Origin of the sequence: Ottowia flava (assembly GCF_008017535.1) — a bacterium.
Lineage (GTDB): Bacteria > Pseudomonadota > Gammaproteobacteria > Burkholderiales > Burkholderiaceae_C > Ottowia > Ottowia flava.
Map to the genome: position 1 here is coordinate 1 of NZ_VRUA01000007.1, position 15,256 is coordinate 15,256.

The following is a 15,256-nucleotide window of genomic DNA, read 5'->3' on the forward strand; positions in this document are numbered from 1 at the left end:
CATGGTCCACGTGACCAATGGTGCCCACGTTCACGTGCGGCTTCTTACGCTCAAATTTCTCTTTTGCCATTTCAAAAAAACTCCGAAAAAGAACAAACGCCCGTGTCCTGGTTTTAGGTCTGCACCCGGATATCTTGGATCGCGCTGCACGGGCACGGCGCGGACTCCGGATCGCAGACCGGCGGGCGAGCCCCACCAGCTATCTATTCAGTAGCTGCCCGCGCAAGTCTGGCTTGCGCGGGAGCCACTTTCTTCACTTACTTGGCGCGGGCGGCGACGATGGCCTCGGCCACGTTCTTCGGCGCTTCAGCGTAGTGCTTGAACTCCATCGTGTACGTGGCGCGGCCTTGCGTCATCGAACGCAGGGTCGTCGCGTAGCCGAACATTTCCGACAGCGGCACTTCGGCCTTGATGGCCTTGCCACCGCCGACCATGTCGTCCATGCCCTGCACCATGCCGCGGCGGGACGACAGGTCGCCCATCACGGTACCAGCGTAGTCTTCCGGCGTCTCGACTTCCACGGCCATCATGGGCTCGAGGATGACGGGCGTCGCCTTGCGTGCCGCTTCCTTGAAACCAAAGATGGCGGCCATCTTGAAGGCCTGCTCCGACGAGTCCACGTCGTGGTACGAACCGAAGGTCAGCGTGACCTTGACGTCGACCACGGGGTAACCCGCCAGCACGCCGGCCGTCAGCGCCTCTTCCACACCCTTCTGTACCGCAGGGATGTATTCGCGAGGCACCACGCCGCCCTTGATGGCGTCGACGAACTCGAAGCCTTTGCCGGGTTCTTGCGGCTCGAGCGTGAACACGACGTGACCGTACTGGCCCTTACCACCGGACTGGCGCACGAACTTGCCTTCGACGTCGCTGACCGTCTTGCGCACGGTTTCGCGGTAGGCCACCTGGGGCTTGCCCACGTTGGCTTCCACGTTGAACTCGCGCTTCATGCGGTCCACGATGATCTCGAGGTGCAACTCGCCCATGCCGGCGATGATGGTCTGACCCGATTCTTCGTCGGTGCGGACACGGAACGAAGGATCTTCTGCGGCCAGGCGCGACAGGGCGATGCCCATCTTTTCCTGGTCGGCCTTGGTCTTGGGTTCCACGGCCTGTGCAATCACGGGCTCGGGGAACACCATCTTTTCCAGCACGATCGGCGCGGACGGGTCGCACAGGGTTTCACCCGTGGTGACGTCCTTCAGGCCCACGCAAGCGGCGATGTCGCCCGCACGGATCTCTTCGATCTCTTCGCGCTCGTTGGCACGCATCTGGACGATACGGCCGATGCGTTCCTTCTTGCCCTTGGTGGCGTTGAACACGGTGTCGCCCTTGGTCAGCACGCCCGAGTACACGCGCACGAAGGTCAGCTGACCGACGAACGGGTCCGTCATCAGTTTGAACGCCAGCGCCGAGAACTTCTCGCCGTCGTCGGCCTTGCGGGTCAGGTGCTTCTCTTCGTCGTCCGGGTCGGTACCGCCGACGTCCGGGATGTCCACCGGCGAAGGCAGGAAGTCGAGCACGGCGTCCAGCATGCGCTGCACGCCCTTGTTCTTGAAGGCCGAGCCGCACAGCATGGGCTGGATTTCCACGGCGATCGTGCGCGCGCGGATACCGGCCTGGATGTCCTTCTCGGACAAGTCACCCTCTTCCAGGTACTTGTTCATCAACTCTTCCGACGCTTCGGCGGCCGATTCGACCATCTTCTCGCGCCACTCTTTGGCGGTGTCGACCAGCTCGGCAGGGATGTCCTTGTATTCGAACTTCATGCCCTGGGACGCTTCGTCCCAGTAGATGGCCTTCATCTTGATCAGGTCGACCACGCCGGCAAAGCCGTCTTCCGCGCCGATGGGGATCACCACGGGCACGGGGTTGCCGTTCAGACGCGTCTTGATTTGCTCAACGACCTTGAAGAAGTTGGCTCCGGTGCGGTCCATCTTGTTCACGAAGGCCAGACGGGGCACCTTGTGCTTGTTGGCCTGACGCCAGACGGTTTCCGACTGCGGCTGCACGCCACCCACGGCGCAGTACACCATGACGGCACCGTCCAGCACGCGCATGGAACGCTCCACCTCGATGGTGAAGTCCACGTGTCCCGGGGTGTCGATGATGTTGATGCGGTGGTCAGGGCGCGACAGGTCCATGCCCTTCCAGAAGCAGGTCACGGCCGAAGACGTGATCGTGATGCCGCGCTCTTGCTCCTGCTCCATCCAGTCGGTCGTGGCTGCGCCATCGTGCACCTCGCCCAGCTTGTGGGTCACGCCGGTGTAGAACAGGATGCGCTCGGACGTGGTGGTCTTGCCGGCGTCGATGTGCGCCGAAATGCCGATGTTGCGATAGCGCTCGATGGGGGTCTTGCGAGCCATGATCAATCCTTGGTTGTTCGCTCTTGTGAAGCTGGCCACGCCTTGCAAGCGTGGCAGAAATGTGGAGCCCTGAATCAGCACAAGGCCGCGGCGTGTTCAGAACACGCAGGCGGCCTTAGAAGCGCGGACGTCGACTCCGGGGGTCTGACCGTCAGATCAGAAACGGAAGTGGCTGAACGCCTTGTTGGCTTCGGCCATGCGGTGCACTTCGTCGCGCTTCTTCATGGCGCCGCCGCGGCCTTCGTTGGCCTCGAGCAGCTCGTTGGCCAGGCGCATGGCCATGGACTTCTCGCCACGCTTGCGGGCGGCTTCCTTGATCCAGCGCATCGACAGCGCCAGACGGCGCACGGGACGCACTTCAACGGGCACCTGGTAGTTGGCGCCACCGACGCGGCGGGATTTCACCTCGACCATCGGCTTGACGTTGTTGATGGCGGTGACGAAGAGCTCGAGCGGATCCTTGCCGCTCTTCTTCTCCATCTGCTCGAACGCACCGTAGATGATGCGTTCAGCGACCGCTTTCTTGCCGCCTTCCATGATCACGTTCATGAATTTGGACAGCTCGACGTTGCCGTACTTGGGATCCGGCAGGATTTCACGTTTAGGGACTTCGCGACGACGTGGCATGTTTCACCTCAATTTGCTTCAGTTGGCCGGCGGAAACGTCCTGGTTTTCCGACTGCCGCACAGACCCATCGGGAGCCTGCACTTACTCGACCTTTGTTCAAGGTCACTACGCTGGAATCGAAGCCAATCCGATTCGAGCACCGAAAAATGACAAAGGCGTTTAGGCCTTCTTGGGGCGCTTGGCGCCGTACTTGGAGCGCGACTGCTTGCGGTCTTTCACGCCTTGCAGGTCGAGCGAACCGCGTACGATGTGGTAACGCACACCGGGCAAGTCCTTGACACGGCCACCGCGCACGAGCACGACGCTGTGCTCCTGCAGGTTGTGGCCCTCACCGCCGATGTACGAGATGACCTCGAAACCGTTGGTCAGACGCACTTTGGCGACCTTACGAAGCGCCGAGTTCGGCTTCTTCGGCGTCGTGGTGTACACGCGGGTGCACACGCCACGACGCTGCGGCGAATTCTGCATCGCAGGGCTCTTGGATTTGGTCGTTTCGACCTTCCGCCCCTGACGCACCAGTTGACTGATGGTTGGCATTGAAAAACGTCCCTAAACGTCAAAAACAAACCGGCGCGTGTGACCGTTGTGGCCCACGCGCACGGCAAGAAATTCCCGCCCCAAATGCGGAAAAGCTTTCAATTATAGCCCGCTCGCCCTCGTCCCGCAATGTGTGCCGGGCCTGCGGGCCAGTAATGACCGCGCGCTTACTGGATCCAGAGACGCATCGCGTCCCAGGCGCGGCCCATGAAGCCGGCTTCCTCGACCGGCTCCAGCGCCACCAGGGGCACTTCGGCCAGTTGCTGCTCACCCAGCTTGACCTTCAGCGTGGCCACAGCCTGCCCCTGCTTGAATGGGGCGATCAGCGGCTCGGGGCGGGCCACCTCGGTCTTGACCTGCGCGGCCGAGCCGGTTGGCACCGCCACGATGATGGGGCCGCTGCTGCGTCCCAGCTTCAGCTCGGCCGTCTTGCCCTTCCAGACCTTGGGCGTGGCCACCGGCTTGCCGGCGTCGAACAGTTTCACGCCCTCGTAGGCCGTGTAGCCCCAGTTCAGCAGCTTCTGCGACTCGTTGGCGCGGGCGTTTTCGCTGGCCGCGCCGAGCACCACCGACAGCAGACGCCGGCCCTGCATGTTGGGAAAGTCGCGCTTGGCGGTGGCCACCAGGCAGTAGCCGGCGGCGTTGGTGTGGCCGGTTTTCAGGCCGTCGACCGTGGGGTCATGGAACAGCAGCGTGTTGCGGTTGGTGTCGTTGCTCGCGGGCGTGCCGGGATAGCGGTACTTTTTGATGCTGTAGTAGTGCATGTACTCCGGAAAATCGGTCATCAGGCGCGTCGACAGCGTGGCCAGATCGCGTGCCGTGGTGGCGTGGCCGGCTTCGGTCAGTCCTTCCGGGTTCTTGTACGACGTGTTCTTCATGCCCAGGGCCTTGGCCTGGTCGTTCATCAGCTGCACGAAGTGCTCCGCCGTGCCGCCCACGCCTTCGGCCAGCGCCATGGTGGCGTCGTTGCCGGACTGCACGATCATGCCCTTGATGAGATCTTCCACCGGCACCTGCATCTTCGGGTCGATGAACATGCGCGAGCCCGGCATCTTCCAGGCGCGCTGGCTGACCGGCAGCGTCTGGGTCAGGGTGATTTTCTTGGCTTTCAGCGCATCGAAAACCAGGTACTGAGTCATCAGCTTGGTGAGCGACGCCGGCTCGACCGGCGAGTCGATGTCCTTGTAAGCCAGGATCTGGTTGGCGCTGACGTCCATCAGCAGATAGGCCTTGGCGGCCACTTCGGGCGGCTGCGGTGCCTGAGCATGGGCCACGGGAGCGGCAGTGGCGACCACGGCGAGCAGCGCTGTGCCCAGGAAGCGGGAGATCTTGAAGAACATGAATTTCACTACAAAAACAGGAGCTATTTGCGCAGACTGGGAAAGGGCTGACGCCCGATTTTTCGATGATTCACTTCACGGACGCACATGGCGCGCCACCAGCCCCTTGAGCAGCGGCAATTGTCCGTGAAAGAAATGTTCGCCGCCCGGCACCACCGTCACCGGCAGGTGCTGGGCACGCGCCCAGTCCATCACGGAAGCCAGCGGCACCGTGTCGTCGGCCTCGCCATGGATCACGAGCGTCCGCGGGTGCAGTTCGGTGGGCACCGGCGCCACGTTGAAACGCGAGGTCGCGGTGCCAACAAGCACCACGCTGTCGATCGCGCGCTGCTCGGCGTGCAGGCGAGCCACGACCTGACTGGCCACGTAGGCGCCGAACGAAAAACCAGCGATCAACAAGGGCGCATCTGGTGCGGCCTGGGCGGCGACGACGGCGCGCATGTCGTCGATTTCGCCACGGCCTTCGTCGTAGGTGCCGGCGCTGGCGCCAATGCCGCGGAAGTTGAAGCGCAGCGCACGCCAGCCCTCCTGCACCACCGCGCGCGCCAGCGTCTGCACCACCTTGTTGGTCATGGTGCCGCCGAACAGCGGGTGCGGATGGGCGATGACGGCGGTGCCGCGCGGCGCGCCAAACTGCTCCGGATCGGGCAGATCGAGCATGGCTTCGATCGGGCCGACCGGGCCGTCGAGGGTCAGGGATTGCGTCTGGGCATTCATTTCGCTACTTAAATTATAGCTATCTGCGCAGACAGTTGTAGCGCCAGCGGCTGAAAAACCCTGTAACACGGCATCGCCGTGCGGCGTTCAGCGACCGACGTCGGGCGGCGTCAGCAGGCGCTCGACCACCTGACCGTTCTTGAGGTGCGAATCGACGATTTCGTCGATGTCGTCCTTGTCGACGTAGGTGTACCAGACCGCTTCAGGATAGACCACGCAGATCGGCCCGCCAGCGCAGCGGTCCAGGCAGCCGGCCTTGTTCACCCGCACCTTGCCGGGGCCCATGAGACCCTCTTTCTTGACGCGCGATTTGCAGTGGTCGAACGCGCCCTGCGCGTCGTGGTCGGCGCAGCAGGCCTCGCCGTTGTCGCGCTTGTTCAGGCAGAAAAAGATGTGGCGCTGGTAATAGGACTTGGGCGTGTCGCTCATGAATTCATTCTAGGCGGCGCTCCGTGCCCGTCGGGCAGTGGGGGCTCTTCGGTCGGCCCTGCGGTCAGCGGGGAGGCACCTTCCGCTGCGCCCGGCAACGGCGACGCCTGCGGCGTGGCCGGGGACGACGGGGCGGTCTCGGTGCCCGGCACTTCGGCAGGCGGTTGGTCGGGCACTGGCGCAGGCGCGACTGCTGCCTCGTCGATGGCGGGGCCCGCCGCTGGCGCGACTGGCGTGGAGGGCGATGGCGCTCCCGACGCCGGGCTGGCGGGCGATGGCGGCTGGCGTTGGCCGTGCGCCGGCAGCGGCTCAGGCTGTCCGCCGTCGGTGCGGCCGATGCGGCTGAGCAGATAGACGAAGGTCACGTAAGGCCACAGCCAACCAACCCACTGCGCCAGCCCATGGAAGTGGATGAAGCGGCCCTGCTCCCAGCTCTGCAGCGTGAGCGCGAAATAAGCGCTCTCTGGCGCGGCGTTGAGCAGCACCACCTGCGCGACCAGCACGCCCAGCAGCAGCACCACGCACACGCGGCCGGGCACCAGCGCCAGCAACGCGGCGGCGAACACCGCGGCCAGCAGGCCCAGTTCCACCGGCCGGCTGATCCAGGCCCAGGCGTGGATCGGCCCGTAACTCAGGCCCGCCGACAAGGCCGTCACCAGCACCCCGCACACGAAGGACATGGCTGCAAACAGCAGCCGACGTCCGCGGTGGCGGATCACCGTGTAGCCCAACAGGCAGGGCACCAGCGCCCCCAGTGCCACACACACCAGCTCCACGCCCGGCAACAGCGGCTGCAGATCGAGCTCGCGCAGCGGCAGCCATTCAAGAAACGGGGTGCCGTCGAGCCACTCGGCCAGCCCTTCCTCGAGTCGCTCGTACACCTGACCCAGGCCGAAGGCCACCGGGGCCGGAAACAGCAACCCCACCGGCCACAGCGCCAGCAGCACCAACGCCCCGCGCGAGTCGCGCACAAACCAGCGCGCCCGGAAGCGCCGCCAGCGGTCGATCGCGCCCAGCCGCTCCAGCACCGCGGCGCTGAGCGCACCAATCAGGCCGCCCGCGGCGTTGAAGCCCAGATCGACGTTAGAGGCCACCCGCGCGGGCAGGTAGGACTGCAGGCACTCCATGGCAAAGGACAGCGCCGCCGCCGCCAGCGTTGCCAGTGTCAGCGCCAGCCACGGCTGCCGCGCCATGCGCAGCATCGCCAACGTCAGCAGAAAGCCCAGCGGCATGTAGCCGATCAGGTTGGAGATCAGGTCGAACCGCGTCCAGTACTGCGGCCAGGGAGCCTCGAGGTACGCCCACGGCGCGATCCCCTGGTCACGCCAACCCGAAAAAGGAAACAGGCTGGCGTAGACAATCAGCGCGGCGTACACCAGCGCCAAAGGCAAAGCGGCCGATTTGTAGCGGTTCATGCCTGTGGGTGAGCCCCAGTCAGAAGGGCTTGACCACCACCAGCACGACCGATGCGAGCAGCATCAGCACCGGCGCCTCGTTGAACCAGCGAAACCACACGTGGCTGCGCCCCGGCTCGCCGCGCAGGAACTGCACCAGCAGACGTCCGCACCACGCGTGGTAGGCGATCAGCAGCAGCACGACCAGCAGCTTCGCGTGCAGCCAGCCGTTGCCGGGCCCCCGGCCGATGCCGAACCCCAGCCACAGCCACAAGCCCAGCGCCACCGCCGGCACAGCCAACAGGGTCATGAAACGGTAGAGCTTGCGCGCCATCAAAAGCAAGCGCTCACGTTCGGCCACAGAGCCGGGGGGCACCATCGCCAGATTGACGTAGATGCGCGGCAGGTAGAACAAGCCAGCGAACCAGCTGGCCACGAAAACGATGTGCAGTGCCTTCACCCAGAGCATGCACCGAGTGTAGCGAGCACCTGGCATCCGGCATTAGTCCGAAAGCTGTCAAATCGCACAGCGCAACCGGCATAAAAAACCCCGGCACGAGGCCGGGGTCAAAAAGCCTGTCTGCTGTCACACGTCAAGGCTCCCGCTCAGGGAGGAAAAGCGGGGGACGGCAAGCCGTCCGAGGGGAAATATAGCAAAAGTAGTTACTAAGGACAAATAAAACGGCCCAAATATGTGTGTACTTAGCATCGATCGGACGCGGGTTTACCCCAGCAGCAAGAGGCGAGGTGCGCCCTTGGGGCACAATTTTCCCCATGACCTCTCCGATCGCCCCCTTTCCCGCCAACCGCCCGCGCCGCCTGCGCCGCGACGATTTCACGCGCCGCCTGGTGCGTGAGCACGCGCTGTCGCCCAACGACCTGATCTATCCCGTCTTCGTGCTGGACGGCAAGAACCGGCGCGAGGCGGTGGCGTCGATGCCGGGCGTGGAGCGCGTGTCGCTCGACCTGCTGTTGCCGGTGGCCGAGGAATGCGTGGCGCTGGGCATTCCGGTGATGGCGCTGTTCCCGGTGATCGACGCCAAGCTGAAGGACGACAAGGGCAGCGAGGCGGCCAATGCCAAGGGCCTGATCCCGCGTGTGGTGAAAGAGTTGAAGAAGCGCTTTCCCGAACTCGGCATCATGACCGACGTCGCGCTCGACCCCTACACCAGTCACGGCCAGGACGGCTGGCTGGACAAGACCGGCTACATCCTCAACGACGAAACCGTGGCCCAGCTGGTCAAGCAGGCGCTGACCCAGGCCGCCGCGGGCGTGGACATCGTCGCGCCCAGCGACATGATGGACGGGCGCATCGGCGCGATCCGCCAGGCGCTGGAGGCCAAGGGCCACATCCACACGCGCATCATGGCCTACAGCGCCAAGTACGCCAGCGCCTTCTACGGCCCATTCCGCGACGCCGTGGGCTCGTCGGCCAACCTGGGTAAGAGCAACAAGAAGGTCTACCAGATGGACCCGGGCAACAGCGACGAAGCCCTGCGCGAAGTGGCGATCGACCTGGCCGAGGGCGCCGACATGGTGATGGTCAAGCCCGGCATGCCTTACCTCGACATCGTGCGCCGCGTGAAGGACGAATTCCGCGTGCCGACCTTCGCCTATCAGGTCAGCGGCGAATACGCCATGCTGAAAGCCGCCGCGCAGAACGGCTGGCTGGACCACGACCTGGTGATGATGGAGTCGCTGCTCGCCTTCAAGCGTGCAGGCGCCGACGGCGTGCTGACCTATTTTGCCCGCGACGCCGCGCGTACGCTCCTTAATCGATAGCTGCTAGCGCAGATTTCCGTAGGGCCAGAGGCACATTTCATCTAAAACAGCCGCCGCACCGTGTACATCGTCGAGTTCACCGCCGGGAGCCTGCGCTTCGTCGAGGAAGTGCCCGACCAGGCGCCGGCCGACGGCTTTGTCTGGATCTACCTCGACCGCGCGGACTACCTCGCCAACGCGCCGGCGCTGCAAACCGCGGCGCAGCGCCTGGGCGGATCGGCCCTGCTGGACGTGCACGTCAAGGACCTGGCCAGCGACGCCCACCCTTCGGGCTACGACGCCACCTCGGTCTACGACCTGATCATCTTCCGCCGCCTGGTCACGCCGCAGGAAGTCAGCGCCGGCGCAGCCAACCCGGCCGACGCTAAGGCGGCGGTGGCGGCCGAAGCACGCGCCGCGGCCGCCGTCGCGTCGGCCGATGACCTGCCGTCGACGGGTTCGGCCTTCGCCCGCATCGATTCACACCCGGTCGGCTTTGCCGTGTTCGACCGCCTGCTGATCAGCGTGCACCCGGGCGGCTGCTTCACCGCCAGAACCTTCGTGCAGCGCTTTCTGGACGACGCCAAGCTCAGCGTCGACGCGCTGGGCGCGCGCAGCCGCGCGCCGCAAAGCCCGGCCGATCTGGTGCTGCGCATGGTCAACACCATGGTCGACGGCTACCTGGATCTGCGCAAGGGCCTGACGGCCGCGCTGGAACACACACAAAGCGAGCTGCTCAAGCCCACCACGCCGCCGGACACCTGGAGCGAACTCATGTTCGCGCGCAAGCGCCTGCACGTGCTGGAGGACCTGTGCGAAGAGCAGCAGGACGCCATGCAGGAATGGCTGGACACGCTGCGCGAGCTGCCTTTGTCGACCTACCACACCGACAGCGCCCAGGCGCAGGCGCGGCGCGACCAGCTGGTGGCCCGCGCCCGCGACGTGATGGAACACATCGACCGGGTGCTGCACCACGCCCGCCGGCTTGAACAAACGGCGGAAACGGCGGTGCAGATCCACTTTGCTTCGCAGGGCCAGCGCACCAACGACATCATGCGCACGCTGACCGCGGTGACGGCCATCTTCCTGCCGCTGAACCTGTTCACCGGCTTCTTCGGCATGAACTTCGAGAGCCTGCCGCTGATTCACAGCAAGGAAGGCATGTGGCTGGCGCTCGGGCTGCTGGCGGCTCTGGCCATCGGCGTGTGGGCGCTGTTCCGCCGGCGCCGCTACATCACGCCCGAAGACCACTGAAGCGCGCGCTTTCACCCACCGCATCCCGGGGCCGACATGGACTCACTCGATCTGATCCAGACCTTCCGCGAGGTGGCGCAGCGCGGCAGCTTCTCGGCCGCCGCGCGCGCGCTGGACATGTCGCCTGCCAACGCCAGCAAGTACGTGGCGCAGCTGGAAGAGCGCTTTGGCGTGCGGCTGTTCCACCGCACCACGCGCAAGGTGTCGCTGACCGACGCGGGCGAGCTGCTGTTCGAGCGCAGCGCCGCGCTGCTGGAGCTGATCGACATGACCGAGGGCGAGCTGCACGAGCGCGCCACCAAGCCCAGCGGCAGGCTGTCCATCACCGCGCCGCACGGGCTGATGCACTCGCAACTGCCCATCCTCATCGGCAACTTCATGAAGGACCACCCGGCCGTCACCGTCAACCTGCACGTGACCAACCACGTCGTGGCCCTGGCGGAAGAAGGGGTGGACCTGGCGCTGCGCATCGGGCCGATCGAAGACGCCAACCTGATCGTGCGCCGCCTGGTGCCGATCGAGTACGCGGTCGCGGCATCGCCCGGCTACTGGGCCGAGCACGGCTTGCCCCAGCACCCGGACGACCTGCTCGCGCACCGGCAGCTGGCCTATGCGCTGGCGGGCGAGGCGCCGCGCTGGTACTTTCACGTCGACGGCAAGACCAAGGACATTCCGCTGCAGCCGATCTTCTGCGCCACCGACCCGGCGCCCCTGCCCTCGCTGGCGGCCATGGGGCTGGGCGTGGTCTGGATGCCGCGGCTGGCGCTGCGCCCCCACATCGACAGCGGCGCGCTGGAGCCGGCGCTGCAAAAGTACTCGGTCCAGGGCGTCTGGGTCTACGCCGCCTACGCGCAGCGCCGCCACAACAGCGCTGCGCTGCGCGCCCTGCTCGAATACCTGGAAGTCAAACTGCGCGGGCGCGACGACGAAACCACGCAGACGCTCGCCCTGCCAGGGCCTCCCGCTCCGCGCAGCGCCAAGCGCAAGGCCGCCAGCACCTAGTCCGCGGCGCCCGGCAAGACGCCCTGCCCTCCGGATCTGCAGGACGGCGACACACGGAGCGGGCGCGCGTGCACTGGACGCCGCGCGGACCACGCTTGGTGGCCGCGCCATGAAAAAACGGGGCCTGAGCCCCGTTTTTTGGTCGGCAACACCGCTGGTTCAGCCGACGTGCTTGGTGAAGAAAGCCAGGCTGCGCGCCAGCGCCGCCTCGGCCGCCGCAGCGCTGTAGCTGCCGCGCTGGTCGCAGTTGAAGCCGTGGTCGGCCTCGTACAGGTGCACTTCGACGTCCGGGTGCGCCTTTTCAAACGCCTTGACCGAATCGACCGTGATCCAGTGGTCCTTCTCGCCGAAGTGCGCCAGCACCGGCACCTGGGGCTGACGCGCCGATTCCTCGGCCGTGGTCATGCCGCCGCCGTAGTAGGTGACGGCCGCCGACAAACCCTTGGCCAGCGCCGCCGCGCGCCAGCTGAGCAAGCCGCCCCAGCAGTAGCCGACGATGCCGACCTTGCCGCCGCTTTCCTTGGCCGCGTAGTCGATCGCGGCCTGGATGTCGGGCAGCAGGCCGGGCGCTGGCAGGGCCTCGGCCTTGCCCTTCAGCTCGAAGCCGGCCTTCATGTCGGCGTCGGTATAGCCCATGTCCACGCCGGGCTGCACGCGCTGGAAGGTGGCCGGAGCCACGGCCACGTAGCCTGCCTTGGCGTAGCCGTCGGCGACGCTGCGGATGTGTGAGTTGACGCCAAAGATTTCCTGCAGCACCACGATGCCGCCGCGCGGCGGGCCTTCGGGGCGTGCCACATAGGCGGGGATCTTCTGGCCATCGGCCGAAGTGAGGTCTACGAACTGTCCCACGGGAATTTGCTCCTTATTCAATAGCTGTTTGCGCTGATGGTTGTAGGGCTAAATGCCAATCAGACACTCAGCCTGCGTTGCAGGAAGTCGAGCCGGTCCTGGCCCCAGAACATCTCGCCTTCGACGATGTAGGTGGGCGCGCCGAACACGCCGGCGTCGATCGCCGCCTGCGTGTGCGCGTCGTAACGCGCCTGCGTCTCGGCGCCGCGCGATTGCGCCAGCCGCTCGGTCGGCAGGTCGGTCTCGTCCAGCAGCTCGGCCAGTGTGCCGTCGCTGGCAATATCGCGCTCTTCGCGCCAGCAGGCCGCGAACACCGCGCCCGACAGGCGCATGGCCGCGTCCATGCCGTCGGCGTGCGCCACCAGCGTGATCAGCAGCGACGACGGCGCGGCGTCCGCCGGAAAGTACTTGGGCTCGGGGTTGAGCGCCATGCCCAGGTGCTCGGCAAAGCGGCGCAGCTCCAGCAGGCGGTAGGCCTGGCGCTGCGGCGCGCGCTTGGGCAGCGGCAGGCCGCCCGACGCGGCGAACACGCGGTTGAAGTCGACCGGCAACACGCGCACCTCGCGCCGGTGCGCCGCCAGCAGCGCCAACAGCCGGTCGTGACCCAGGTAGGTCCAGGGGCTGGGCGCAGAGAAGTAGTAGTCGATGGCACGGTTCATGGCGGCTTTCCTGATCCTGATAATGCGTTGAGACTTTTTTACCCCGTTCCCCCCATTCTTGCAGGAGACAGGTTATGAGCGACAAAGTGCTTCTGGTTACCGGTGGCAGCCGAGGTATCGGCGCCGCCACCGCGCGCCTGGCCGCCCGCGCCGGCTGGGCCGTGGCGGTGAACTACACCGCCAATTCGCTGGCCGCCGACGAAGTGGTGCGCGCCATCCGCGCCGGCGGCGGGCGTGCCATTGCGGTGCAGGCAGACGTCGCCGACGAGGCGCAGGTGCTGAAGATGTACGAGCACATCGACGCCAAGCTGGGGCGCCTCACCGGCCTGGTCAACAACGCCGGCGTGGTCGACCGCGCCCAGCGCGTGGAAGACATGAGCGTGGCACGCTGGCGCCGCATGTTCGATATCAACGTGATCGGCGCCTTCCTGTGCGCGCGCGAGGCGGTGCGCCGCATGTCGACGAAGCACGGCGGCAGCGGCGGCGCCATCGTCAACCTCAGCAGCGCGGCCGCGCGCCTGGGGGCCCCCAACGAATACGTCGACTACGCCGCCGCCAAAAGCGCCATCGACGCCTTCACCATCGGCCTGGCCAAGGAAGTGGCCGGCGACGGCATCCGCGTGAACGCCGTGCGCCCCGGCCTGATCGACACCGAAATCCACGCCTCCGGCGGCCGCCCCGACCGCGTGGAAGCCCTGAAGCACCAGGTCCCCATGCAGCGCGGCGGCACCGCCGACGAAGTCGCACAAACCATCCTGTGGCTGCTGTCGGATGCGGCCAGCTACACGACGATGTCGCTGGTGGAGGTGTCGGGGGCGCGCTGAGCACCTGCAGCATGAAACCTTGGCGACACGCGTTGCCGGCCACGCCCGCCGACTTGGCTATCCTCCCTTGACCCCTTTTTGCCACCTGGACCTGCCGTGACCGACACCGCTTCACCCACCATCAAGTACTACTGGGAAGACCTGCCCGTGGGCACCACCATCGAGCTGGGCAGCCTGACCGTGGACCGCGCCGAGGTGATCGATTTCGCCAGCAAGTACGACCCGCAGCCGTTTCATCTGGACGACGAAGCCGCCGCCCGGTCGATGTTCGGGCGGCTGGCGGCGTCCGGCTGGCACACCTGCGCGATGGTGATGGGGCTGATGGCGCGCAACTTTCTGCAGCAGTCGTCGAGCCTCGGATCGCCGGGGCTGGAAAAGCTGAAGTGGCTGAAGCCGGTGTACCCCGACGACACGATCACGCTGCGCCAGCGGATCATTGAATCGCGCCCGATGAATTCGCGGCCCGATGTGGGCCTGGTGCGCACGCTGTGGGAGGCGTTCAACCAGCACGGCGAGCAGGTGCTGATGATGGACGGCTACGGCATGTTCCGGCGCCGCACGCCGGGCGCCGCAGCGCCCGAAGCACCGGTTTGATGCGTTTTGGGGCGCCAGCCCTTGCCACCTCTGCGCAAGCAGCTCTGTTTTTGGCAGCAGTTATTGCTGATCTGTGCGTCGCCCTGGTTGGCGCGCTGGCAGCCGTCAGAGGCAACGCACGGCAGCCGGCCCGCAGGTGATCGTCCACGCCAACGATCACATCATCCAGTTGCCTGCCAGCCCATGGCTGGTGCGCGCAGCCGGCTGCGAAATGATGAGCTTCCGTGCCGCCAGGCAGGCGCCTTGAGCAGGGCAGAGACGGCCATTGCCGCCGAGCGTTCGATCAACGGCGGGTTACCGCGGCGCAGGCGCCGGCACACTTTGTACCCAGGCCACGGCCTGCTTGACGGCCTCGTCGGTGGCCGCGCGCAGGGCGCTGACGCCGCCGGCCGCATCGGCACTGGGCGCCGGCTTGCGCACCACGATGGTGTGCTGACCCAGCAGGCGCGTGGATTGTGCAGCGGGCGCGATCAGGGTCAGGCGCAGGCGCACCACACCTTCGCTGACGCCGGGCGCGCTGAAGATCTGCGCAAATTCGTCCAGGCGCGCGCGCAGCTCGACTGGGGCCAGGCCCATGCCGACGTCAACGACCGGGCGCGTGGCGGCCAGACCTTCGCGCAGGCGCTGGGTCACCAGCTGAGGCGGCGACATGGTCCAACGCGCCTGGGCGTAGGGGCGGGGTTGCTGGCCGTCGCCGCTGTACATCAGGCGGTAGACCACGGCGGTACCGTCGATGGCCTGCGTGGCCTCAATCGCGTCCAGCGCCAGGGCCGGGCCGCTCGCCGTGGTGCTGGACGCCAGCGCCAGCGGGGGGCCCAGGTCGTACGGCTCGGGGCGCGTGGGTTTGTCGGGCAGGGGCAGCGAGCAGGCGCTCAAAAACACCAGCACTGCCATCGAGCAAA

The 15,256-nt window shown here is 66.2% G+C and carries 15 protein-coding genes and 2 pseudogenes; 5 read left to right on the forward strand and 12 right to left on the reverse strand.

Annotated elements, in window-relative coordinates:
• From FVQ98_RS20400 to FVQ98_RS08990, 9 genes and pseudogenes are all read right to left on the reverse strand, one after another.
• Positions 1-70 (reverse strand): annotated as a pseudogene (locus tag FVQ98_RS20400) (GTP-binding protein); the annotation flags it as partial.
• A 187-nt stretch (positions 71-257) separates the two neighbouring features.
• A complete protein-coding gene (gene fusA / locus FVQ98_RS08955) occupies positions 258-2,366 on the reverse strand; it encodes an elongation factor G (RefSeq protein WP_147913095.1) in 2,109 nt (702 codons plus the stop codon).
• 156 nt (positions 2,367-2,522) lie between these two features.
• On the reverse strand, positions 2,523-2,993 hold the full coding sequence (gene rpsG, locus FVQ98_RS08960; protein ID WP_147913096.1) for a 30S ribosomal protein S7: 471 nt from the start codon (positions 2,991-2,993) through the stop codon (positions 2,523-2,525).
• A gap of 160 nt (positions 2,994-3,153) precedes the next feature.
• On the reverse strand, positions 3,154-3,531 hold the full coding sequence (gene rpsL / locus FVQ98_RS08965) for a 30S ribosomal protein S12 (RefSeq protein WP_147913097.1): 378 nt from the start codon (positions 3,529-3,531) through the stop codon (positions 3,154-3,156).
• Positions 3,532-3,698: 167 nt separating this feature from the next.
• Positions 3,699-4,871, reverse strand: coding sequence for a D-alanyl-D-alanine carboxypeptidase family protein (locus tag FVQ98_RS08970; protein ID WP_147913098.1), 1,173 nt, complete (start codon positions 4,869-4,871; stop codon positions 3,699-3,701).
• A gap of 75 nt (positions 4,872-4,946) precedes the next feature.
• A complete protein-coding gene (locus FVQ98_RS08975; protein ID WP_147913099.1) occupies positions 4,947-5,588 on the reverse strand; it encodes an alpha/beta hydrolase in 642 nt (213 codons plus the stop codon).
• A gap of 87 nt (positions 5,589-5,675) precedes the next feature.
• The gene (locus FVQ98_RS08980) at positions 5,676-6,017 is read right to left on the reverse strand and encodes a (2Fe-2S) ferredoxin domain-containing protein (protein ID WP_147913100.1); all 342 of its coding nucleotides are present in this window, start codon (positions 6,015-6,017) and stop codon (positions 5,676-5,678) included.
• A 323-nt stretch (positions 6,018-6,340) separates the two neighbouring features.
• A pseudogene (locus tag FVQ98_RS08985) lies at positions 6,341-7,432 on the reverse strand (VanZ family protein); the annotation flags it as partial.
• Positions 7,433-7,451: 19 nt separating this feature from the next.
• Entirely contained in the window at positions 7,452-7,880 is a 429-nt protein-coding gene (locus tag FVQ98_RS08990) for a CopD family protein (protein WP_147913102.1), read from the reverse strand.
• Positions 7,881-8,185: 305 nt separating this feature from the next.
• Between FVQ98_RS08990 and hemB the strand changes: the two genes are divergently transcribed.
• From hemB to FVQ98_RS09005, 3 genes are read left to right on the forward strand one after another with little or no spacing between them, the layout of a single operon-like run.
• Positions 8,186-9,193 carry a porphobilinogen synthase gene (gene hemB / locus FVQ98_RS08995; protein ID WP_147913103.1) on the forward strand — a complete coding sequence of 336 codons (1,008 nt, stop codon included), beginning with the start codon at positions 8,186-8,188 and terminating at the stop codon, positions 9,191-9,193.
• Positions 9,194-9,253: 60 nt separating this feature from the next.
• Positions 9,254-10,426, forward strand: a complete 1,173-nt coding sequence (locus FVQ98_RS09000; RefSeq protein WP_147913104.1) for a magnesium transporter CorA family protein — start codon at positions 9,254-9,256, stop codon at positions 10,424-10,426.
• Positions 10,427-10,462: 36 nt separating this feature from the next.
• Positions 10,463-11,428 (forward strand): LysR family transcriptional regulator, encoded by a 966-nt coding sequence (locus tag FVQ98_RS09005; RefSeq protein WP_147913105.1) that lies wholly within the window; start codon positions 10,463-10,465, stop codon positions 11,426-11,428.
• A gap of 159 nt (positions 11,429-11,587) precedes the next feature.
• On the opposite strand, the gene FVQ98_RS09010 is transcribed toward FVQ98_RS09005, so the two are convergent.
• Complete coding sequence (locus FVQ98_RS09010; RefSeq protein ID WP_147913106.1) at positions 11,588-12,277, reverse strand: dienelactone hydrolase family protein; 690 nt, start codon at positions 12,275-12,277, stop codon at positions 11,588-11,590.
• 59 nt (positions 12,278-12,336) lie between these two features.
• On the reverse strand, positions 12,337-12,936 hold the full coding sequence (locus FVQ98_RS09015) for a 2-hydroxychromene-2-carboxylate isomerase (RefSeq protein ID WP_147913107.1): 600 nt from the start codon (positions 12,934-12,936) through the stop codon (positions 12,337-12,339).
• A gap of 74 nt (positions 12,937-13,010) precedes the next feature.
• Between FVQ98_RS09015 and FVQ98_RS09020 the strand changes: the two genes are divergently transcribed.
• Positions 13,011-13,760 carry an SDR family oxidoreductase gene (locus tag FVQ98_RS09020; protein ID WP_147913108.1) on the forward strand — a complete coding sequence of 250 codons (750 nt, stop codon included), beginning with the start codon at positions 13,011-13,013 and terminating at the stop codon, positions 13,758-13,760.
• 96 nt (positions 13,761-13,856) lie between these two features.
• The gene (locus FVQ98_RS09025) at positions 13,857-14,354 is read left to right on the forward strand and encodes a MaoC family dehydratase (RefSeq protein WP_147913109.1); all 498 of its coding nucleotides are present in this window, start codon (positions 13,857-13,859) and stop codon (positions 14,352-14,354) included.
• A gap of 294 nt (positions 14,355-14,648) precedes the next feature.
• Here the strand turns inward: FVQ98_RS09025 and FVQ98_RS09030 are convergent, their stop codons facing one another.
• Positions 14,649-15,248, reverse strand: coding sequence for an ABC-type transport auxiliary lipoprotein family protein (locus FVQ98_RS09030; RefSeq protein ID WP_147913110.1), 600 nt, complete (start codon positions 15,246-15,248; stop codon positions 14,649-14,651).
• Between the last annotated feature and the right edge of the window lie 8 nt (positions 15,249-15,256).